This window comes from Photobacterium sp. GB-210 (assembly GCF_003026075.1).
In the GTDB taxonomy this organism is placed as follows: Bacteria; Pseudomonadota; Gammaproteobacteria; order Enterobacterales; family Vibrionaceae; genus Photobacterium.
The window spans coordinates 17034-38438 of record NZ_PYNU01000004.1; the positions used below are offsets into that span (position 1 = coordinate 17034).

The 21405-nt window shown below is 37.8% G+C and carries 19 protein-coding genes; 4 read left to right on the forward strand and 15 right to left on the reverse strand.

What is annotated here, in order from left to right:
* Window positions 1–155: 155 nt before the first annotated feature.
* Window positions 156–1082, reverse strand: a complete 927-nt coding sequence (locus C9J38_RS08330; protein WP_107206661.1) for a cation diffusion facilitator family transporter — start codon at window positions 1080–1082, stop codon at window positions 156–158.
* A 505-nt stretch (window positions 1083–1587) separates the two neighbouring features.
* On the opposite strand from C9J38_RS08330, the gene C9J38_RS08335 reads away from it, so the two are divergent.
* Window positions 1588–1878 (forward strand): hypothetical protein, encoded by a 291-nt coding sequence (locus C9J38_RS08335; protein WP_107206662.1) that lies wholly within the window; start codon window positions 1588–1590, stop codon window positions 1876–1878.
* A 226-nt stretch (window positions 1879–2104) separates the two neighbouring features.
* Here C9J38_RS08335 and C9J38_RS08340 read toward each other — a convergent pair whose 3' ends face one another.
* From C9J38_RS08340 to C9J38_RS08370, 7 genes are all read right to left on the reverse strand, one after another.
* Window positions 2105–2425, reverse strand: coding sequence for a hypothetical protein (locus C9J38_RS08340; protein ID WP_107206663.1), 321 nt, complete (start codon window positions 2423–2425; stop codon window positions 2105–2107).
* 166 nt (window positions 2426–2591) lie between these two features.
* On the reverse strand, window positions 2592–3494 hold the full coding sequence (gene secF / locus C9J38_RS08345) for a protein translocase subunit SecF (protein ID WP_107206664.1): 903 nt from the start codon (window positions 3492–3494) through the stop codon (window positions 2592–2594).
* 4 nt (window positions 3495–3498) lie between these two features.
* Window positions 3499–5313 carry a protein translocase subunit SecD gene (gene secD / locus C9J38_RS08350; RefSeq protein ID WP_107206665.1) on the reverse strand — a complete coding sequence of 605 codons (1815 nt, stop codon included), beginning with the start codon at window positions 5311–5313 and terminating at the stop codon, window positions 3499–3501.
* A 232-nt stretch (window positions 5314–5545) separates the two neighbouring features.
* Window positions 5546–6172, reverse strand: coding sequence for a hypothetical protein (locus tag C9J38_RS08355; protein ID WP_107206666.1), 627 nt, complete (start codon window positions 6170–6172; stop codon window positions 5546–5548).
* 252 nt (window positions 6173–6424) lie between these two features.
* Window positions 6425–7690 (reverse strand): NupC/NupG family nucleoside CNT transporter, encoded by a 1266-nt coding sequence (locus tag C9J38_RS08360; RefSeq protein ID WP_107206667.1) that lies wholly within the window; start codon window positions 7688–7690, stop codon window positions 6425–6427.
* 491 nt (window positions 7691–8181) lie between these two features.
* Entirely contained in the window at window positions 8182–8616 is a 435-nt protein-coding gene (trxC, locus tag C9J38_RS08365) for a thioredoxin TrxC (protein WP_107206668.1), read from the reverse strand.
* 291 nt (window positions 8617–8907) lie between these two features.
* Entirely contained in the window at window positions 8908–9105 is a 198-nt protein-coding gene (locus C9J38_RS08370; protein ID WP_107206669.1) for a hypothetical protein, read from the reverse strand.
* A gap of 464 nt (window positions 9106–9569) precedes the next feature.
* Here C9J38_RS08370 and C9J38_RS08375 point away from each other — a divergent pair, with 464 nt between their 5' ends.
* Window positions 9570–10508: a Dyp-type peroxidase gene (locus tag C9J38_RS08375; protein ID WP_107206670.1), complete on the forward strand. Its 939-nt coding sequence runs from the start codon at window positions 9570–9572 to the stop codon at window positions 10506–10508.
* Window positions 10509–10743: 235 nt separating this feature from the next.
* A complete protein-coding gene (locus tag C9J38_RS08380) occupies window positions 10744–11598 on the forward strand; it encodes a hypothetical protein (protein ID WP_107206671.1) in 855 nt (284 codons plus the stop codon).
* A gap of 96 nt (window positions 11599–11694) precedes the next feature.
* Here C9J38_RS08380 and C9J38_RS08385 read toward each other — a convergent pair whose 3' ends face one another.
* The 7 genes from C9J38_RS08385 to trmY form a co-directional block, all read right to left on the reverse strand.
* Complete coding sequence (locus C9J38_RS08385; RefSeq protein WP_107206672.1) at window positions 11695–12612, reverse strand: alpha/beta fold hydrolase; 918 nt, start codon at window positions 12610–12612, stop codon at window positions 11695–11697.
* A gap of 78 nt (window positions 12613–12690) precedes the next feature.
* Window positions 12691–13680: a patatin family protein gene (locus C9J38_RS08390; RefSeq protein ID WP_107206673.1), complete on the reverse strand. Its 990-nt coding sequence runs from the start codon at window positions 13678–13680 to the stop codon at window positions 12691–12693.
* A gap of 219 nt (window positions 13681–13899) precedes the next feature.
* On the reverse strand, window positions 13900–15216 hold the full coding sequence (locus C9J38_RS08395; protein WP_107206674.1) for an AarF/ABC1/UbiB kinase family protein: 1317 nt from the start codon (window positions 15214–15216) through the stop codon (window positions 13900–13902).
* A gap of 65 nt (window positions 15217–15281) precedes the next feature.
* Complete coding sequence (locus C9J38_RS08400) at window positions 15282–16835, reverse strand: cryptochrome/photolyase family protein (RefSeq protein WP_199189216.1); 1554 nt, start codon at window positions 16833–16835, stop codon at window positions 15282–15284.
* 2 nt (window positions 16836–16837) lie between these two features.
* A complete protein-coding gene (locus C9J38_RS08405; RefSeq protein ID WP_107206676.1) occupies window positions 16838–18169 on the reverse strand; it encodes a DASH family cryptochrome in 1332 nt (443 codons plus the stop codon).
* Window positions 18170–18324: 155 nt separating this feature from the next.
* A complete protein-coding gene (locus C9J38_RS08410; protein WP_107206677.1) occupies window positions 18325–19785 on the reverse strand; it encodes a peptide MFS transporter in 1461 nt (486 codons plus the stop codon).
* Window positions 19786–20188: 403 nt separating this feature from the next.
* On the reverse strand, window positions 20189–20785 hold the full coding sequence (gene trmY, locus C9J38_RS08415) for a tRNA (pseudouridine(54)-N(1))-methyltransferase TrmY (RefSeq protein ID WP_107206678.1): 597 nt from the start codon (window positions 20783–20785) through the stop codon (window positions 20189–20191).
* 176 nt (window positions 20786–20961) lie between these two features.
* Here trmY and C9J38_RS08420 point away from each other — a divergent pair, with 176 nt between their 5' ends.
* Entirely contained in the window at window positions 20962–21405 is a 444-nt protein-coding gene (locus tag C9J38_RS08420) for a DUF3429 domain-containing protein (protein ID WP_107206679.1), read from the forward strand.

Here is a 21405-nt window from a genome sequence, read left to right on the forward strand (position 1 = left end):
TTCCCAATTAACCAAGTAGCCTTGATTATATATCCCCTACTATAAGAAGGTGTATAGCTGATATTGCTAACAATAGATATATTTAAAAATAAAGAGGTAATGTGCAGCAACAACATCGCCTCTTTAATTTTTTAAATTTATCGCCTCAAAATTAACTAGTTATTGTCATCACAGCTATCACAACAAGGATTTAATATTCGTTCTTGGCAGTTAAAAGGTTCAATGTGAATAATGATATCAACCACTTCATCTAACACTTCGAGTAAATGCATTTTAAAATTTTCTGCAATCGTATGCGCTTTATCTACACTCATTTCAGGATCGACAAGTAAATGAAAATCTAACAAAATTGTACTGCCAGTACGACGACTACGAATGGCATGTACTTCTTTGATATCCCTTTCCTCTGCCGCGTATGCTTGAATTTTATTTTCAATTTCAGCGTCAGCTTTCGCTTCTGTAATTTCAAGTACCGCAGGCCATAAAATTTCAGCCGCTGCTTTTAAAATCATAGCCGTAACAATTAGCGCGGCAATTTGATCTAAATAATGCAGTTCAGGTACAAAATAATTAGCAATAACAGCAATAGCGACAGGAAGAGAGCTAAGAGCATCAGAGCGGTGGTGCCATGCATTGGCATATAATGCCCGACTATTAATTTCTTTTGCTTTCACTGCAGTCCAGCGATACAGCACTTCTTTGACGACAATTGAGGTAACTGCAGCTGCAAACGCCAGCATACCAGGATGACTATGTGATTGTTCACTAATAGACGTCAGTGATTCCCAGCCAATACCAATACCAACAAGAGCGAGTAATATACCAATAAATATATTGGTTAACGTTTCAAAACGCCCATGACCATAAGGGTGTTCTTTATCGGCAGGCGCCGTCCAATAACGCGATCCAATAAGTATTGCAGTATCTGTGACTAGATCAGAAAAACTATGTACACCATCAGCAATAAGTGCCTGACTTCCCGTCATTTTACCAATAGTAATTTTGATAAATGCGAGGCTAATATTGGCGATCGATCCTATCCATGTAACTTTTTGTATAACTTTTACTGCTGTTTTAGGCATAATTAACCAATTAAGTAACTATTATAAACCAACACATAATAGCGAATTTTGTTCATGAATGAGACAAATTTTCTTTAATCATACTAAGTTAAACACTCAATTGTTCACTTACTTTGATTTAGATAATGACAATTAATCAGCGTAAAAATAAATTAAATATTAGTTATCAATTGATTCTCTTAAAGTATTGTTTTCACTATGCCTAATTAACAAAATTATACATGTAACACACCGAATAATTCGCCCACAAACATTCCATAAACATATATTTTGACAAAAAACAACCTATTTACCATGCCTTTTTGAAATATTAATGAAACTATTCTTTGTTATATTTTATAAATCATATGATAAAAAATGTTGATAAAAGTAATAATTACCTTAAATATCATTTCAGATCACACTATCTATAAAAAATTTCAGGACTATATTTCATAATTTAGTTTTTTGTACATAATGAACATGTGAGTCAATATTTTATATTGATCAACATAAAGGACGTTTTATGAGAAATCTGGCAGATTTTATATATCAAATGGAAAGTGAATTGCAAAATTTCACTACTTGGGTACACGATTCAAGAGGACACTATAAAAAACTGCATATTTCTGATATTGATTGCAAAAATATAAGCTTAAGTGATTTTTTAGAAAATCAACTTAATGTTATTGTTGAAATTATCACAGACGATGGCACCAATTGCGCCTATTTACTGTTACCTGAAATCAACGTTGCAACCACTATCAACTTCGATAACGGAGATGTTATCTCTATTATCGATGCAAAAGCAGCATAAACACAGAAACAAATTAAACACGAACGATTAAGAAATACTACGGCTAGGCTTTCTTATTATTCACTCTAAAAAACAGATCATTTGATCTGTTTTTTTTTTACCTGAACATTTTGCATCTTATTGTAAGAAGATTATTACATCTATATTCTTTTACCAAATTATTTATTGCGTTATTTGAGATTGGTCTCATCTTATCCATTAATTAGAATTTTCAGCATTTACAACTTTAAATAGATAAATTCTTAGCATTAATATCATCAATAACTTTCATTTCTCCCGTAGCACACGCTTGCATCCCATCATCCCATCCCATATTAAAGCGAGAGTCTGAACCATCTAATGTCGAGTCTTTCTTAAAACCAGCATTCGAATGACCTCTCTGAGCCAATACAGACTTGCAACCTTGGTTATAACCATAATAATAAATGCTATCGTGTTGAACATTACTGACATACTGTTCAGGTAAGAAACGTACTCCGTTATTAGCAGTATGAGTACAACCGAGCATCATAAGTGCGACAAATACTACAGTGATATTATTTTTCATTGAACGTCTCCTGTTAGATAATACTTCAGCAAATCAAGTTTGGCTCACTATCCAATAAATTGTTAATCGATTGTTGGTATTTTCACATGTCACATCACATTTAACGCAAAAAAAAGCTGCCCTTAAGACTCGCTTAAGGACAGCTTTACAACTCTACATTTTCCGATTAAGGCTCTTCAGCTATTGGTTTCGGTTGGTAATGTTCAGGTTTTAAGCCTAAATACTCTGGTAATAATGTACCGACAGAGATTGAAGACCAAGTACCCGTTAAGATACCGATAAACATCGCAATAGAAAATCCTTGTAGTGACGAACCGCCTAATAACCATAGTGAGCTTATAGTCATCAATGTGGTACCAGATGTCACCATAGTACGAGAGAACGTTGCAACAATCGCTTCATTGTTTGTCGTTTCAATATCTTGCTTAGGTTTCGCAATCAATAATTCACGAATGCGGTCAGCAATAACAATTGAGTCATTTAGCGAGTAACCTAGGATCGCTAGGATCGCAGCAAGTACTGTTAAATTAAATTCCATTTGCGTCATAGCAAAGAAACCAACAGCAAGAATAACGTCGTGTAATAACGCTAGTAATGCACCTGCAGCAAGACGCCATTCAAAACGGTAACTTAGATAACCTAAAATACATAGCATTGTTACTAATAGCGCTAAACCACCTTGCTCGGCCAACTCAGCACCAACTTGGGGACCAACAATACTGGTATTTAACACCTGTATATTGGCATGGAGCGGCGCAAGAACTTTTGTAATTTCTGGATAGTCAACACCTTTAGCTGGCGCTGCATAACGTAAAATCCAACGGCCCGGTTCATCTGCAGCAATAACAACAACATCTTGATTAAAGCCTGCATCCATTAATGGCTCAATTTCACTGTTTGTGATTTGGCTGTCCATTTGAATTTCACTAACAACACCGCCAGTAAAATCTAAACCCCAGTTAAGACCTCTTACACAAATAAAAGTAATAGAGATAACCATTAAGGCGATAGAGACAATACCTGTCATGTAACGCAATTTGGTTAAGTTTTTAATAATCCAATTTTTCATTGCGTTAAACCCTTACATTTCGACGCGAATCACGACCCCAAACCAAGTTAATAATGGCTCGAGAAGCGAAAATACCAGTAAACATACTTGTTAATAGACCAAGACCTAACGTCAATGCGAAGCCTTGAATTGGACCATTACCAATAGAGTAAAGCACAACAGCTGTGATCATTGTTGTGAAGTTAGCATCGAAAATAGTACCAAATGCACTGCTAAAACCACGGTCAATGGCTTGAGCCATGCTTCGACCATCACGGATCATATCGCGAATACGTTCAAATATAAGTACGTTGGTATCTACCGCCATACCGACGGTTAACACTAAACCAGCGATACCAGGTAAAGTTAATACCGCACCTGGAATCAACGCCAATAGACCAAATAGCATGATCATATTTGTAATAAGTGCAATGTTAGCAACCCAACCAAGACGACGGTACCACACAGCCATAAATAGCAGTGTTACACCCATACCTAGAGCAAGTGCAGCGAAACCATTTTTGATGTTTTCAGCACCCAATGTTGGACCAATAGTACGCTCTTCAACAATTGTTACAGGCGCAGTAAGCGAACCTGCACGTAGAAGTAAAGCAAGTTGCTGTGCATCTTCTAGCGAACCTGCCCCCGTAATACGGAAGCGACTACCTAATTGTGTTTGAATCGTTGCAACACTGATGATCTTATTAGTTTGTACCGTCTGACCTTGGGCATTACGGCTATATTCACTGTAAGACGTCGCCATTGGTTTACCCACATTCATACGTGAGAAATCAGACATGATCTTACCGCCAGCACTGTCCAGCGTAATATTTACTTCAGGCGTACCGTTTTCACCGAAACTTGCACGCGCATCAACAATGTGATCACCTGTAAGTACAGGCTTACGGCTAACACGAATAGGATTACCATTCTTATCAGGTAGAATCATTGTGCTACCTGTGCCTTCTTCTTTCACAGCATAGAAAGCAAGACTTGCTGTTGCACCAATAACATTTTTCGCTGCCGCTGGATCTTGAACACCAGGAAGTTCAATACGAATACGGTTTTCACCTTGACGCTGAACAGATGCTTCCGTGATACCAAGCTCTTCAATACGACTACGCATTGTTTGTAAGTTCTGCTGAACGGTTAGGTTACGCAAATCTGTTTTCTCTTTCTCACTAATTGTAAGAAGAAGATTATCAGCAGAACCATTGGTAGCTTGCCATTGTGGGTACTGTTCCCGAATAAACTGGCGAACCTTATTATTTGCCGCCTCACTAGGCAAACGAACAATAACTTCATCCATACCTTTTAATTCAGCACGACCGCCACGAATATCTTCCTTACGGAAATTAACGCGTAAGTCATCCATTAATTGCTGAGCATGGTTTTTGTAAACTTGCTTAACATCAACATCTAAAAGAAATTGAACACCACCGCGAAGGTCAAGACCTAGCTTAATTGGTTCAAAGCCCATGTCTTGTAGCCACATTGGAGCTGCTGGTTCTAATGCTAGCGTTAAACGTTTTTCACTTTTCAACAGTGTATCTAACGCCGCTTTAGTATCCGTTTGCTGTTTAGTGTTATCTAATACAACAATTGTTTTATCAGGCTTTTGTTCAATTTTTAGCGGTACAATATCATGTTCTTTTAACACCTTTTGAATTTCAAAAGGTGTCGGCATTGGACCGCCTTTATTGCTGATTTGTACAGCTTCATTGTCGCCATACCACGTTGGAATAGCACTTAATAACATTATTAAAACTGTCACAATTAACACAACATATTTCCATGCTGCGTAATGATTCAGAATCTGTTTAGTATTCTTTTTTCTCATTATATTTAGCCATGTACCTTGCAACAGACAGCCTGTCGCAGTCGATAGAACACCTATAATTATACCTTTATCACAAGAGTTTGTTAAAGATACTCATAAATATGACCACTTTTAAAGGATCAATATAATTACAGATACGATAAATAGAACTTAATAATCAGACAATTATTAATATATTTTGAAAGGCTATTACTATTAGCTGAATCGTAATTTTCAACTAATAAATAATATTTTAGACAACTTGTAGTTGTTCGCCATATTGAGAGTAGATCAGATTTGTATCTTTCCAACCTGAAATACGTGATGAAGATGATTTAATTTTGAGTATCCACTCAACCGTTGGTGACAGAGGCTCTTGATAACCGAGGGTAAGTGGTACAGCAACAAGGATAGGAAGCTCAAATGCTAATCGATATTCAGGCGAGACTTCTTCAGGGTTAAGATGAAGCGCATTTAATAAACGGCTCGATGTCCCTAAAGCAATATTGTAATCGCTAAATTCAATACGATGTTGCTTATTCTTATCACTGCTTTTATTTGGCTTAGAAATTGGGAAATTCCAGACAAATTTTGAATTATTAACAGAAACAGGTAAACCAATACTGTTATTGCTTTGTATTAATTGGTGTTCATTACCAGAAGAATGTTTAACTATTTGATTTTCATTACAATTAAGTGGTGCAACATCCGCATTAAGATTGACAGGCTGCGATTGCACAACCATTTCATTGCATTGATTAACTGTATTATGCACGACATACTGTTGAACATTTTCGTTGATATGTGTAGATGCCGAAGCTAATGACGCAGCCCCTAAGCAAATACTTAATATCAAAAAACGAACAAAGGTCAGAAACATAATACCTAAAAATAGTGAACAAAAATAAGGTCATTGCAATGATAAGCGTCGATACTCATGGTGACAAGGAAATTATTCACAAAATCTTGTTATATTTTAATTTCTAGCGCTAAAATCAAATAGTTTCCATCTTTGTTACTGATACTAATAAGTATTAAATAACAATAAGATATGGATATTTATTGAAAAGCACGTATTAAAAAACCGCAAAGCAAACTCTACGGCTATAAATTTTTATGCTGTTAATAACGCTTATAATCCGATAAAAATACCAGCAAGCGCCGCACTCATTAAGTTAGCTAATGTTGCCGCTAAAACGGCTTTAATACCTAATTTTGCAACATCACCACGACGCTCAGGTGCCATAACACCAATTGAACCAATTTGAATAGCAATAGAACCAATATTCGCAAAACCACATAATGCGAAAGTGATGATCACTTGGGTATGTTCAGATAACGTTTGTTTAACCGCTGCGAAGTCCATAAAGGCAACAAATTCATTTAGAATTAGCTTCTCACCAATAAAAGTACCTGCTTTCATCATTTCTGTCGCCGGTACACCGATAACAAAAGCAAGTGGCGAGAAAATATATCCCAAAATAGCTTGCATAGTTAGTGGCGTTGTAGCGAACCAATGCGATACCGAATCAAGACCAATCGTTGCCGTAATGCTTGCTAACCAATGCCCTACCCCTTCAAGGCCAGCATTCGCCATTGCGATCACACTAACAAAAGCAATAAGCATAGTACCAATCGCAACAGCTACTTTCATACCGTTCATTGCACCAGCAGCTAATGCATCAATAGCATTACTGTGCTCACTTTTTGCCATTTCGACCTCAGTTTGTTCCATTGGCGTTTCTTGTTCTGGTACAAGAATTTTAGCCATTAGTAAACCACCGGGTGCCGCCATAAAACTTGCTGCAATCAGATACTTAAGTTCAACACCTAATCCTGCATAGCCACCTAATACAGAACCCGCAACTGACGCCATACCACATGTCATTACCACGAAAAGTTCAGAGCGTGTCATTTTTGCAAGGAATGGACGAATAAGAAGAGGAGACTCACCTTGAGAAAGGAAGATATTACCTGTCGCAACCAAAGACTCTGCGCGACTGGTGCCTAATAGTTTTTGGATACCACCACCTAAAACTTTAATTACCCATTGCATTATACCGAAGTAATAAAGGAGAGAAATTAAAGCACTGATGAATATAACAAGAGGAAGAACACGAATAGCAAAAACAAAACCGCTTTTTTGGATATTAGCTAAATCACCGAAGACGAAATTGATACCAACATCAGCGAAACTAAGAAGACCAGCTACACCGTCACTCATTGCACCTAGCATCTTCTGACCAATGGGCACATATAGTACAAGAGCGGCAAAGCTCGCTTGTAAGAATAAAGCACCGCCAACGGTTCTCCAATTGATCGCCTTTCTATTATCAGAAAGCGCCACTGCGCATAGAACCAGTACTACGATACCGGCTAATGTAATTAACAACTGCATTATTTCGTCCTGCTGTTTTTTAAATGGGTGTCGAATAATGAAGGTATTGCTGTTTGCTGCCATTGAGTAACAATTACTTTTGGGGAAAAAGTAAAAAAGGTAGGATTAACGTAATACAACGCTAAAAATATGAATGTGTTCGCCCAATAATACAACATACGAGTCACCTAAATTAACAAGCTACAAATAACGCCGGTCCAACTCCGTGGGTCGTTCACTTATCCCTGGTGACAGCTTGTAAAATAAGGTGGCTGAACTTAACTGTTCTGACCGAGGCGAGAGTATATAGAGATCTTGCTCACAATAACAATATCATTTTTCATAATTAGCATACTTCAAGGCCAAGTGAATACTATATAAGCAAATAATACCTTATATAAATCCTTTAACGCATAACTGTTGATTTATCGTACAGCGCACTCAATTGATAACAAAAAAGCCGAACACGATAAATGTTCGGCTTTTGGGAATATATTATTAGTGAGCAATGTTTACTTTGTAAGTGCTTCATTTAGCCATTGGTCGAAATGCGATTTCGGCATTGCGCCATTTAGCATATCAACCATCTTGCCTTCTTTAAACACCATGATTGTTGGAATACTACGGATACGATATTGAGCAGCGAGTGCTTGTTGTGCTTCAGTATCAATCTTCACACAACGTATTTGGCCATCACGCTCTTGAGATACGTCTGAAAATACAGGAGCAAATCCTACGCATGGATTACACCACGGTGCCCAGAAATCAACAACGACAGGCTTATCACTTTCTAATAGTGTAGAGAAATTATCGCTAGTACCTTCAATTGGCATGCCGTCGAATAATTTTTCCTTACATGAGCCGCAGCTTGCTTCATCATTTACGCGCTCAGAAGGTAAACGGTTCAGTGCTTTACAGTGTGGACAGCGTGTTGTGATTGTAGTCATTATTATCATCCATCTTTAAACTTTATCTGTATTTACTGTAACGCTTACAGATAAAAAAGCAATATGATTCAACTTATTAGAGCAATAGCCTAAAACTATCAAAAGCCGAATGTCGCAAAAAAGATTGATAAAAAACTATTATATCGAACGCATACAAATGGGATGCAAACATCGCATCCCATTCAGTGTCACTTATTATTAGTTAATTATGATTACACTGCTTATTCTGGAACTCCCACAACTACAGTGACAATGTCACAATACGATTAGCGTTAATAACTTAACTGGTAATTAATGTAATAACCCTAACTCACGGGCTTCGGCAATGGTAAGCCCGCTCGCTTGAATATCACGGAGAAGCTCTATACGTCGTCTTGCTGCCGCTTGTTGTTTTTTACTCTCAGCAATATTGGTTGCCGACTCATCCTTGTGATCCCACTTAGATGATACGGAAGAAATTTCTGAAAAATCGATAGAGTTAATAGACACAACAACCTCCTAAAGTAACCTGTGTCATTATGATTTACTTAGTATCAGAGGTAATTAGAGGAGTTAAGCTGATAAATTTAACTTTGTGATCAAATCGATGTTCATGTAATAAAATTACAAAAACAACTGAAAATGACTAGTCAATAACGAATAACAAGCGTAGTAATAGAAGTTCTTGGCAAATAAAAAACGTTTAATATTTAGACATATTTGACCCAAGCTATTTATATATAAGCTTTAATTAATAAGGCATGAATATAACAACATTTTGTGTATATCTATTTATCAATAAAATGCGTCAACATTTTTGATTTAAGCTTATGATAAAAAAAATAACTGTTTTCTGTCAGTATGTTATGTCGCACTTTACACACTCACATTTAGTAATTTAACATTACATTATTCATACTATAGTTATGAGTATAAAAAGCGTAGCGTAATAAAAAAATTTAAAGGTTTTTATTATGAATACTCAATTATCTGAACTTGCACAACCTGGTGCTATTTCTAACCCTAATACTTTCGCTGAATACCTCACCTTTATTTTCAAAGAAAATATTGAAAATGATGACGTAACAAAAATCTTTGCCAAAATTCAAATTATTGAAAAATCCATCGCGCAAAAAGATCCTTCAGCCAACCTTTCTTTAACCATTGGTATTTCAAATAAAGGTTGGCCTACCGTTTTTCCTGATGTTCAAGCGCCATCTTTATTGCATGATTTCATTGCTATGACTGACGGCGAACGTAGTTTCCCAAGTACACCGGGAGATATTTTCATCATGATAAAATCTGAACGTATGGATATTAATTTTCAAGCTGCGAAATACATTGCCGCAGCGCTTCAACCTGTCGCTAATTTAATTGAAGATATTCAAGGCTTTAAATATCTAGACAACCGCGACATGATCGACTTTGTTGATGGAACTGAAAACCCAAAAAATGAAGCTCGTTTTAATGCCGTATTAGTTGATAATGACCGTGATATCCATCAAGGCGGGACTTACTTAACCGTACAACGCTATGTAGATCGTCAAGGCTTATGGGATAAACAAACCACAGAATACCAAGAGCAAGTTATTGGTCGTACCAAGCTTGATGATATTGAACTTGATGATGATCAAAAACCCGCTTGGGCGCACAATAATAAGAGTAAAGTTATTATTGATGACCAAGAAATTAAAATGCTACGTCAGAACCGTCCATTTGGTAATGCTATGGAACATGGCACTATGTTTGTCGGGTTTGCCGCCTCACCTGAAATTCTAGATATCTCATTGAAGCAAATGATTTATGCTGATGAAAATGGTAACTACGATCGCTTACTGGATTTTGTGGAAGCAAAAACAGGTACTCACTACTTTGTACCTTCACAAACACTAATGAATACTTTCGCCGGTTAATCTATCGCCTCAGCAATGTGCCTACAAATGAAAATTTGTGGGCATTTTTTTGTTAAAAATCATAAAGAAATAAAAATGTAATTTATTTTTAACTTAACCAATTGAAAAATAACAAATACATTTTATTTTACAGAATATTTTCTTGATTCCTCACACGTTCTGTTGTCCCCTATACACTTAATAATTAATTCTATCTTTTTATTTATATATACGAAGAGTATTTCTGGGGGCAAGAATGCGCAAAACCCTTTTAACCCGAGTATCACTAGCAAGTCTTATTGCTACCGTTGCGGGTTGTTCATCAACACCACCGCCGCCAGCTCCAAAAGTTGAAAAAAGTTTCAAAACGATAGCTAGCCAATTTATGACTTCTGATGCAACACGTAGCCAAGGTACAGTTGTTGATAAAGGTATGTTTTACCCTAAAGAAACCTTCTCTCTAAGTTATCGTTACTGCTCTGCAAGTGCCGAACAAGCGAAACAAGATATTGATCAATTTTATCAATTAGCAAAAAAAACATGTAAAGCTAACTCTGGCACCATGATCAACCAAGATACTGATGCCTGGTGTGTGAGTCACCCTAATACGCCTGATGAAACACCTATTTTCTCAGCACGAATTACGTCAACAGATCTATGGGCTGATGTTTGTCCTACAGGGCCATTTGTTACAATGCGTGTCATTGAAAATAAAGACGTCAATGAAGCCGCTTGGATTGATGGCGCTAAACTTCTTGGTTATCAACCCTATTCTGTACATAGAAAAATTGTCCCATCAAACCAATCTCAAGCAGCACTGTTTAATGAGAAAGAAACACCTGCACCGGAACAAGAACCTTGGACTGAAGAAACCGGCTTTATTGCGACACACGTAGGTGAAACTGTGTGTATGTATAAGAAGACCAAAGACGAAGCTTATGGTGTGACCTACAAAGGTAAAATCCAAAGTGTAAATGACAACCGCGTTAGTGTATTAGCGACTGAAAAGTTAAAAGGCGATATTCGTATTGCACCTGAAATTGATCCACTACCTTGGTATAAAGAAGCGGTAATTGAAGCAGATGCACGTTCTTGGTTTATTTGTCAGTAAATAGTATTACTCTCTTTAAAAAATAACAAAGCCCAGCATAATCTCATCGTTATGCTGGGCTCTTTATTTATCTTACGCATGAATAGCATAAAATCATTAACTGTAAGTCTCAAAAAAGTCTAACGTATCGTCTAATGCCTGATTACGTAAGCAATCTTTTTCCATTAACAATTCATGTCGAGCATGTGGGATCACTTTCATTTCACACTCTGCACATTTTGCGTAAAAAAGATGATGAGAATTATTATCTACAACGGTATCGTCGCCTGCCTGCAACAATAAAATGGGCGTATGGATATGTTCCACATCCCGAATACAGCTTTTCGCGGCAGCTAATGCTTGCCATACCCATCGTGCACTAGGACCACCAACACGCAGTTCTGGGTGGCACTGATACAAATGCTTCGCCCAAACGTAACGTATTTGACTTTGGCATTGATCATTTTTTTCAAAAGGTGCTTCGTGATACGGCTTATATCCAAACACATAAGACGGCTGTGTTTGATAATGCTCGATAATTTTAGCGATTGAAGATGCGACTAATTTAAGGGGGACAGGAAGATTGATACCAAACATAGGTGCATTAAGAACAACGGCATTAAAATGAGTCTGATAATGCTCTAAATATAAGGTTGCTACCGCACCACCCATTGAATGAGCTAATAAAAACCGTTGTCTGTATGTTTGTTTTCCAACGACATTTGTAATAAATGAATGAAGATCTGACACATAATCATCAAAACAAATCACATGTCCAAGTTCACTATCGTTAGTTAATCGTCCTGATGCGCCTTGACCGCGATGATCGTAGGCATACACGTCATAACCTTTACGAGATAACTCATAACATAACTCCTGATATTTCCAGAAGCTCTCATTACGCCCATTAACAATGACCACACAACGTTCATTTTGAGGATGTCGAATACTTATCCATCGGATCGGTATTCCATCAACACCTTTAAATTCGCCTTGCTCCCTCTTCTGCCACATATAATGGACTTCACTCGCCATTAATTGTGTAAAAACCGACTCCTTGGTAACAAAATCCCTCTCACAATTTTGTTTAACCATGACAACTTCTTATAATTATTATACAAACTTACATAAATCGCTGACTTCTTCTCCCACTAAATGGGATGCATTACAATGAGGTTCATCAATATCAATATAACGACCCACAGTGTTTAAAAAATACTTACCTGATTGATAACCAAGCCTATAATCTTCTTCTAAAGATGGCATATCACTACCAATCATTTTTGATTTTAGTGCTTTTTGCGGATGAATCTCATAAATAGTAACATCATCAGGTGGATTACTAAGAAACTCTTGTGTTTTTCTATAGTTATCTTCGTGCTCTAACAACATCTCAATCATACCTGCGGCTTTTGATTGGCCTAACGCACGACGAATATTACTCATCCAACAATGATCAAATGATGTATCAATAGGCACAGTGCGGATCACCACAATATGACGATAACCGCGCTCATAAGCTTCTTGAACAGGAATGGGGGCAGATAAGCCACCATCAACCCAATATTCATTTTGTGAGTAAATGGGTTGTCGATTTAAAACAGGGATCGCGCATGAAGCTTTTAATGCCAAAGACCAATTATCCGTATTTAAATTAAAATACGCCGCTTGATGACTCACCGTATTACTTGCTGATGCGAGTACAGTTCGATTACGCATATTCTGTCGGCCTTGATGCCAATCAAGCTCAAAGCGTGTCTGGGTTTGCTGCATTAACCAATCAAGATCAAGCCCTTCACGACCAAACAAAAAACGATATACGTCAAAGAAATGGTGATTCGTTGTTGCTTCTGTGATCACCTTAAAAGCATGTTTCTTTTGACCACAGATATAAGACGCTAAATTAAGCGATCCTGCAGACGTACCAATCATTAGTGAGAACGGATTAAAATCCTGATCTAAAAATGAATCCAATACCCCTGCGGTGAAAATCCCTCTTTGGCCTCCACCTTCAGTGACAAGTGCTATCTTAGATACGTCCTGAGGCTTATGGGACAATGCGTCATAATTTTGTACCGCATAAGATACATGCTTACCTGTCATGTTACTCTCTCAAGATTACTGCATACTTTGATGCATATTCATCATACAAATATCGCAAGGCATACTATCAAATAGGGGTCTAATGTCTAATAAAAAACGATCAATATTTGATTGTAAAAATATACGCTCTAATTTCTAAACATTAACAGCTTGAACTTTAGGTTTTATGTGATTATACAAGTTAATATTATCAGAGAGTATTTAACTCGTTATTCAACATTACCTCATATAAGGCTTAAATAACGCATGAACATTCACTCTTGCTTTAAGCTTGGCTGCCAACAAATATAAACCACCCAATTTACGGTGTAAAAAAATAGCATCTGCGGGCGGTGTATGCCAATAACCACTATTCATACTCAAGGCACTACCGGCATCGCGAATGCGTTTCCCCATATCTGTTGCACCAAAATCATACACACCATCAAAGGCTAATGGCTCACAAGCTTCTACACACAAATTCACGACTGCTTGTTGTGCGACATCTTCAATGTGCTGATGGAAAAAGCCTATTTGTTTTAACGCGTTAAGCATAGATCCCCGATCATTTTTCACCGCACCAGTCATCAATTGGCGATAGCCTTCAGAGACGTGCTCGGGATATTCACGCGTGGCGCCGAAATCAAGCAAGATAAACTGATTCGTTGTGAGGTTATAACGATAGTTAGCAAAATTCGGGTCGGTTTGCACCAATCGAAATTCAAACACTTCTTTGAACAATAAGGTAAAGGCTAATGCCATCACCTCATCACGTACCGCTTGGGGTTGCTTAGCCAGTTGCTCTATTTCTATGCCTTCGACAAAACTCATCGCAAGGATCGTTTCACATGTTAAATCATCGTATATATCAGGGATCAAAAAGCGGGCATCATCAGAAAGTAACTGGCGAAACTGTTTAAGATATTGTGCTTCTTTCTGATAATTAGCTTCGGCATGTAACTGTTTTTTCGCCTCGTCTAATAACTCTGACACATCAATAGACTTAGGGATCAATCCTGATACATTTAGTAAGGTTGAAACATTATGTACATCGCTATCAATACTTTCTCCAATACCTGGATACTGTATCTTTAAAGCAATATCTCGACCGTCTTTGGTTTTTGCTCTATGAACTTGTCCTATTGATGCTGCAGCAACAGGGTAAAACGAAAACTGAGCAAATTTGTCTTGCCAATCTTCCCCCCAGTTAGCAATGAGCACATGATTCAATTGGCTAATAGGCATAGGTTTAGCATCAGCTTGCAAACGAGATAGCAGTTCAGTTAATTCTTTCGGGAGTAAATCACCAGCATCCATCGATAAAAGTTGACCTACTTTCATCGCAGCACCACGTAACTGTGCTAATTGATCAGCCACACGTTGAGCATTTTTCGGCGTTAAGAGCAACTCACTGGCTTTAGGACGATGTCCTGACGCTAACTGTTTCACCCCTTCAGCAACCATGCCCGTTGCGACTCTTGACGCCAGTGAGCCTAATTTCGATAGTCGTGATAATCGCCCTTTAGGCACTTTTGAATACTGATGTGGATCTTTCATGCTTAAACCTTATCTTACGATGATGTGTAACAACGTCATTACTGGCGATTAAACACGCCTTTTCTTTATAGTGAATTAATATGGCGTAAATAATACTCGGCTTGCTCTACAATAACAGATTGCTCATTATCATCTAATTTATCCCAATGACTAAATAGCATACCTACACGAGGATTGTTTGCTAATAACCCTCTATGTTTATCCATAAAACGCCAATATAAACTATTAAATGGACAAGCATTCAGCCCTGTTTTCTTTTTAACCTCATACTGGCATGATGAGCAATAATCGCTCATTTTATTAATGTATGCCCCACTTGAAGCATAAGGCTTTGTTGCAACCACACCACCATCTGCAAACAGCGCCATACCTAGCGTGTTGGGCTTTTCTACCCACTCAACCGCATCAATATAAATACCTAAATACCACTGTTCGACTTCACTCGGCGCAATCCCCGTTAATAAACAAAAATTACCCGTGACCATTAAACGCTGAATATGATGAGCGTAGCTATAATCAAGCGACTGTTTAATCGCATGACGCATACACTGCATATTGGTTTTTGCATCCCAGAAAAAATCAGGTAACGAAGCGCTAGCTTCTAGCGTATTCTCTTTTCCGTAATGGGGCATATTGACCCAATAAATAGCACGAATAAATTCACGCCAGCCTAGTATCTGGCGAACAAACCCTTCAACTTGGGCAATATCAATTTTTGAATCTGGCTGAGAGTAAGCATCAATAGCCGCTTGGATCACTTGCATGGGATGCAACATTTTCGCATTCAAAGCAAAAGATAAACGAGAATGGTATAAGCTCCATGCCGACTCACTTTTGGTGGTCATTGCATCTTGAAAGCGTCCAAAAAAAGGCAATAAATCACGGCAAAAATAACTCAGTAGCGCTAGTGATTGTTTACGGTTTGTTGGCCAAAGTAGCTGCTCACAAGATTGACCGATTGTGTTGATATCGTGTTTTTCGAGTCGTTTAGAAATAACACTAACATCATTACTAAACATTAACGGTTGAGGAATCGCTTCAATATCAACAGCCTTTAATTTATTTCGATTTGCGCCATCATAATTCCATTTACCACCTTGAGGCTTTCCTTCAACCATTAATACATCAAATCGTTTCCGCATAGCGCGATAAAAATGCTCCATACGGTGATGTTTGTTTGGTGTTATATACTGCTCAAGTTCGGCCAATGTCAGTAAGAAATGCTCGCTATCACATGCTTGAACGGTTACATCAGGAATCTTTAATGTTGCTAACTGTTGCGATAATCGGTATTCGTCTGGTTGTTGATATTCAAATGCTTGGCAATGATATTGCTGACAAAGTGAAATAATTAAATCAGGTAAATCATGATAGGTATGAGTATCGTCTAATGTTAAATGTAAAACCTCATGTCCTGCTTGTTGTAGCGCAATCGCGAAATTTTCCATCGCAGCAAAAAATGCACAGATCTTTTGATGGTGGTGAGTAACATAGTTGGTTTCTTGCTTTAGCTCTGCAATAACATACAGCACATGTTCATTGGGTTGTTGATACCAATGATGACTCGCATTGAGTTGATCGCCTAAAATAAAACGAAGAGTTGTATAGCGCGATTGCATGATTATCCTCTACCACTCATTGGCCAATCATCAATATTTACGCTGTCTAAGGCGTTAAGGTTTTCATCCCCTCGCCAATGGCGAATAAAATGCTGATTAGGATCAAATATTCGTGTTTGTTTTTCTAAGTCAAACCAACGTTTTTCACGACTGTCTGTTCCCACCCCTGCAATATATTGCCAATTGCCCCAGTTTGCCGCGACATCATGATCAATCAGCTGTTGTTCAAAATAAGCTGCACCGTAGCGCCAATCAACGGATAGCTCATTAACCAAACAACTTGCAACTATTTGGCGCCCACGATTAGACATATAGCCCGTTTGGTTTAACTGTTTCATAAACGCATTAACAATAGGATATGGTGTTGAGCCCTCACACCATTGTTTAAAACGAGTTGGATAAAAACTGCTTAATAAACGTTTATTTTGCACGCCACTGAAACGATACAGATCTCGCCCAACAGCATGCGCATGCCATTGAAAAAACTCACGCCATAACAACTCAAAGAAGATCCAGTAGGTTGATGAATTTTTCTCTTTGTATTTTTCATAATCTAGCAAGGTAGCCATAATCATTTTGGCGGATAGTGCACCACACGCTAACCACGGTGAAAATTTGGTTGAGTTATCCCAACCCTCTATGGCATTACGCGTCTCTTTATAACTAGACGGTAAACGAGAAGAAAAGTATTGCTGTAAATGCATCATTGCTGCATTTTCACCACCATGCCACTCCACCTGATCATTATCTAAAATGGGAACATTTCGAATATCTAAATATCCAGAACAATATACATTGGGTTGTGGCGGTAAATAATCAGGCACAGGTAGGGACGAAAAAACAGTGACGCTTTGCTCTATCTGTTTACGAAATTTTGAAAATCTATTTGGCATATCTGAAAGAGGAAACGGCAGTTGATTTTGTGAATACAACGTATGCGTATCAACTTCTACAAATTGAAAATGGGGGTAACATTGTTTTAGGTAATGCCATTGCTGTTGTTCATACCAGCCGCAGTGACGACTCCGATAGATAAGGTTAATACCGTATTGTTCTATTAATTTAGGCATAAAAACCATAGGATCGGCTTGCATCACTAATAAACGCTGACCCAATGTGGCTAAATTAGATTGCAGTGCTTGTAGCGATTGCAGCAGGAAGCGATGGCGAATGGCTCCCACCGAGACAAGTTGATAACGATTAAATTGCTGCTTTTGTGGCTCCATAAAATAAATACACAGCAAGTTGTCACAATACTCGTAAGCTTGATGAAGTATAGGGTTATCGTGTAAACGTAGATCATTGGTAAACCAATAAAGAGCTTTTACCGCCATAAATTATATGCCTTATTTTTTATCGACTCTTCATTTACGATACGAATAGGCATAACGATCGATTTTTATTCTTGCTGTCAAGAAATTTAGGCAATAAAAAAGCCAGTATTATTAACAAGAAAGGTAATAATACTGGCTGAAAATGTAATTAGTCGTTAATCAAATTCTGGCTGATTACGGTTTTTAAAATTCACCAATAATCCCATCACCAGTACCACAACCGTCACTATTAAAATAGACTGGAATACGTGGTGATATTGCGCAGCAGAAGTAATTAAATCAATGGCATCACCTTTTGGTGTATTGGTTGATGTTAACTCAGCAATGTTTGCTGCTAAATAGTTTGCTACCGAACCACCCATTAACATGTAAATACCCGCAACCGTACCTGTTGCTCCTTGCGGATTCATACGCGTAATTGCAGCTAACGCGACAGGGTCAATAAATAGCTCAGCAATACCAATGAAAAACAAACCAATAAATAGCCATAGGAATGTTGTATGACCTGTTGCCATTGCTAACTTAGAAGACAACGTAATCAAACTAAAGCCCGCAGTTAAGAGAAACAAACCCATGTTTAATTTAGTTAATGTACGAACAGAGATCTGACGTGTCGATAATACTTTCCACAACCATGTCACCGCAGCACCACCCACAATAACGGCTACAGGATTCACCGATTGGAAGAAAGCTGTTGGAATATGGTAACCAAAAATATCAGTATCAATATTACGCTCGATGAATAAGCTGATTGAACTGCCACCTTGCTGATCAAATGCCCAAAACACCATACCAAAAATCATAAAGTACATAATTGAGTGAAGTTTCTTGCGATCTTCAGCATCACTCTTACGGTATAAACGCAGCATTTGTAGTGCTGAAAATGCAAGGATCACGGCAAGAATGTAACCGGCTAATAAATCTTTAAGTACAAATACAAGACCTATCGCGGCAGCAACGACACCGAGAATGATTAAGAACCAGTGACTAATACCTGCTGTTTTTTGTGTTAACGCCGCTTTATTGGCTTTTTGTACATGGGCAAAGTTTTTACGGCCCGTACTAAAAATGATTAAGCCAATAAACATACCAATACCTGCAAGAGCAAAGCCCACATGCCATCCCCAACGGCTTGCAGCATACCCACAGAAAATTGGCGCTAAAGCAGAACCAATGTTACCGCCTATATAGGATATAGAAAATCCTGATTCACGTGCGCTTTCATGACCTTTATATAACTCACCCAATAAACAGCTTGAGTTAGTTTTAAAAAAGCCATAACCACAAATAATTAATGCTAACGCAGAATACAAGGTCGTATGATCGTTACTCGGAATACTTAATACAATGTGGCCAGCAACCATCAGTGAGCCACCAATAACAACAGCCCAGTAATTACCCAAATAACGGTCTGCTAAATAACCCCCTAAAATGGGTGTCACATAAACTAAAGATGTATATGCACCATATAGAGCATAAGCATGTTCATCTGACATTAAGAGTTTTTGGGTTAAAAATAGAATTAATAGCGAACGCATGCCGTAGTAGCTAAAAAATTCCCACATTTGTATTGCGATGAGGTGAAAAAGCCCTTTAGGCTGAGAGGATAATTGCATATTGATTCCTGTAAAAAGGCCCGTTTAGCTAACGGTTGTCATTCTTATGGGTGTGTTTATACCTAGGGTATTTAAGAATGAAAATACACTGAACTTCTCTAAGCTCAAGCATATTCTTACCCCATATTTAGTATCTTACTTTTCATAGTTTTAGACATTTAATCATTGCTTCACTAGAAATAGATTATTCCATTTACAAGCAGTAAACAAACATCATTCCATTTTTAGTTCTAACAAAGCATCAATTTTGAAAAAAACTAAGTATTCATAAGGTTATGTTAAAAACACGTCACTAAACTAAAATCTTCAGTAGAGCTATATAACAAAAATCACAACATTAATGTAACAAAAAAGCCGTAACAATCGCTGCTACGGCTTTAATAAAAGAAACAGTTAGAACACGTTATAGCGTTAAATCTAACTCATTATGAATTAATACGATGCATTGAGAAGCAAATAACATCTTAGGACCTAAGCTAATCTTCTGTGCGCCTAAGCGTTTTAAGCTATTATAACTTTTCTTCGGCATTGGCATGTGATCGGTTAATAAGAAACAAGGGTTCGCAGCAAGTTCAATATCGCGAACAAAATCCCCTTTCTTATCTAACATGTATAATTGGTAGTCTTCAGCAAGTTCAACTATCAGCTTTTCAAAACTGATCGTACGAACTGTGATCCCCGGTTCTACATTACGACATTGCTCTTTACCCATGCCTAATGATTTATCAAGCGCATGAGTAATCTTATCTAACCATGCTTGCTCATGAAAACCCGTTAAATTAGTAATATCATTTGAATTAAAGCTAATGGTACGAGAAAAGTCTTGCGTACTTTCAAGCACTAAATGCACCATAATATCTTCGCGGTGAGACTGCGCCACAAAAATAGCATTCATTAAAACGTGAGCCAAAATTTCAGTGTGAGCATCTTGACCCACAGATGCTAATAGCATTTTACTGTCGGTGGGTGCAGAACGGGCTCTTAATACGAAAGCACGCATAGTTAATATCCTAGAAGTTGAAAGTGACACCAGCATCGCTACACATAGGTATATACCAATCATATACCTACAGCGAGCGCAGTATTATCCCCGCTTTTCATCAATATGTAACCCCCATTGATCAGATTCCTATTTTTAAGCGTATTAAGTTAATCAATCAATGACGACTAGGTAATATGAACACTATCACTCGATTACCCTCCCACACACTTGGCTATCTAGGTCTTATTCCTTTTGCCCTAAGTGCACTCGCTATCAGCCTTGAGATACGTATTTTTAACACTTCCGCTTTGCTCATTTTCGTCAGTTACAGTGCCATTATTCTTAGTTTTCTTTCTGGTGTTATGTGGGGAAACAGCCTGAATCACAAGGAAAATTCAACCAGTCGGTTTGCTTTACTCTTGAGTAACTTTTTTGCGCTACTCGCTTGGTTTTCGCTATTACATTCTACAGATCACTACACTTGGGCTCTTGTTGCATTAATGCTGGGATTCATTTGCATTCGTATCGCCGAGGTGAAGTTTAACTCTGTTCATCAAGATGAGTATTATCAACAATTACGTAATCGTCTAACTTCTTGTGTTTGCGGATTACATGCGGTTGTATTTGCAATCACATAA

Coding starts and splice junctions, on each gene's coding strand:
- C9J38_RS08335 (WP_107206662.1), top strand. CDS start 1,588: ATGAGAAATCTGGCAGATTTTATATATCAAATGGAAAGTGAATTGCAA.
- C9J38_RS08340 (WP_107206663.1), bottom strand. CDS start 2,425: ATGAAAAATAATATCACTGTAGTATTTGTCGCACTTATGATGCTCGGT.
- C9J38_RS08380 (WP_107206671.1), top strand. CDS start 10,744: ATGCGCAAAACCCTTTTAACCCGAGTATCACTAGCAAGTCTTATTGCT.
- C9J38_RS08410 (WP_107206677.1), bottom strand. CDS start 19,785: ATGCAATTATCCTCTCAGCCTAAAGGGCTTTTTCACCTCATCGCAATA.
- secD (WP_107206665.1), bottom strand. CDS start 5,313: ATGAGAAAAAAGAATACTAAACAGATTCTGAATCATTACGCAGCATGG.
- C9J38_RS08405 (WP_107206676.1), bottom strand. CDS start 18,169: ATGGCGGTAAAAGCTCTTTATTGGTTTACCAATGATCTACGTTTACAC.
- C9J38_RS08400 (WP_199189216.1), bottom strand. CDS start 16,835: ATGCAATCGCGCTATACAACTCTTCGTTTTATTTTAGGCGATCAACTC.
- C9J38_RS08355 (WP_107206666.1), bottom strand. CDS start 6,172: ATGTTTCTGACCTTTGTTCGTTTTTTGATATTAAGTATTTGCTTAGGG.
- C9J38_RS08395 (WP_107206674.1), bottom strand. CDS start 15,216: ATGAAAGATCCACATCAGTATTCAAAAGTGCCTAAAGGGCGATTATCA.
- secF (WP_107206664.1), bottom strand. CDS start 3,494: ATGAAAAATTGGATTATTAAAAACTTAACCAAATTGCGTTACATGACA.
- C9J38_RS08420 (WP_107206679.1), top strand. CDS start 20,962: ATGAACACTATCACTCGATTACCCTCCCACACACTTGGCTATCTAGGT.
- C9J38_RS08375 (WP_107206670.1), top strand. CDS start 9,570: ATGAATACTCAATTATCTGAACTTGCACAACCTGGTGCTATTTCTAAC.
- C9J38_RS08330 (WP_107206661.1), bottom strand. CDS start 1,082: ATGCCTAAAACAGCAGTAAAAGTTATACAAAAAGTTACATGGATAGGA.
- C9J38_RS08360 (WP_107206667.1), bottom strand. CDS start 7,690: ATGCAGTTGTTAATTACATTAGCCGGTATCGTAGTACTGGTTCTATGC.
- C9J38_RS08385 (WP_107206672.1), bottom strand. CDS start 12,612: ATGGCGAGTGAAGTCCATTATATGTGGCAGAAGAGGGAGCAAGGCGAA.
- C9J38_RS08390 (WP_107206673.1), bottom strand. CDS start 13,680: ATGACAGGTAAGCATGTATCTTATGCGGTACAAAATTATGACGCATTG.
- trxC (WP_107206668.1), bottom strand. CDS start 8,616: ATGACTACAATCACAACACGCTGTCCACACTGTAAAGCACTGAACCGT.
- trmY (WP_107206678.1), bottom strand. CDS start 20,785: ATGCGTGCTTTCGTATTAAGAGCCCGTTCTGCACCCACCGACAGTAAA.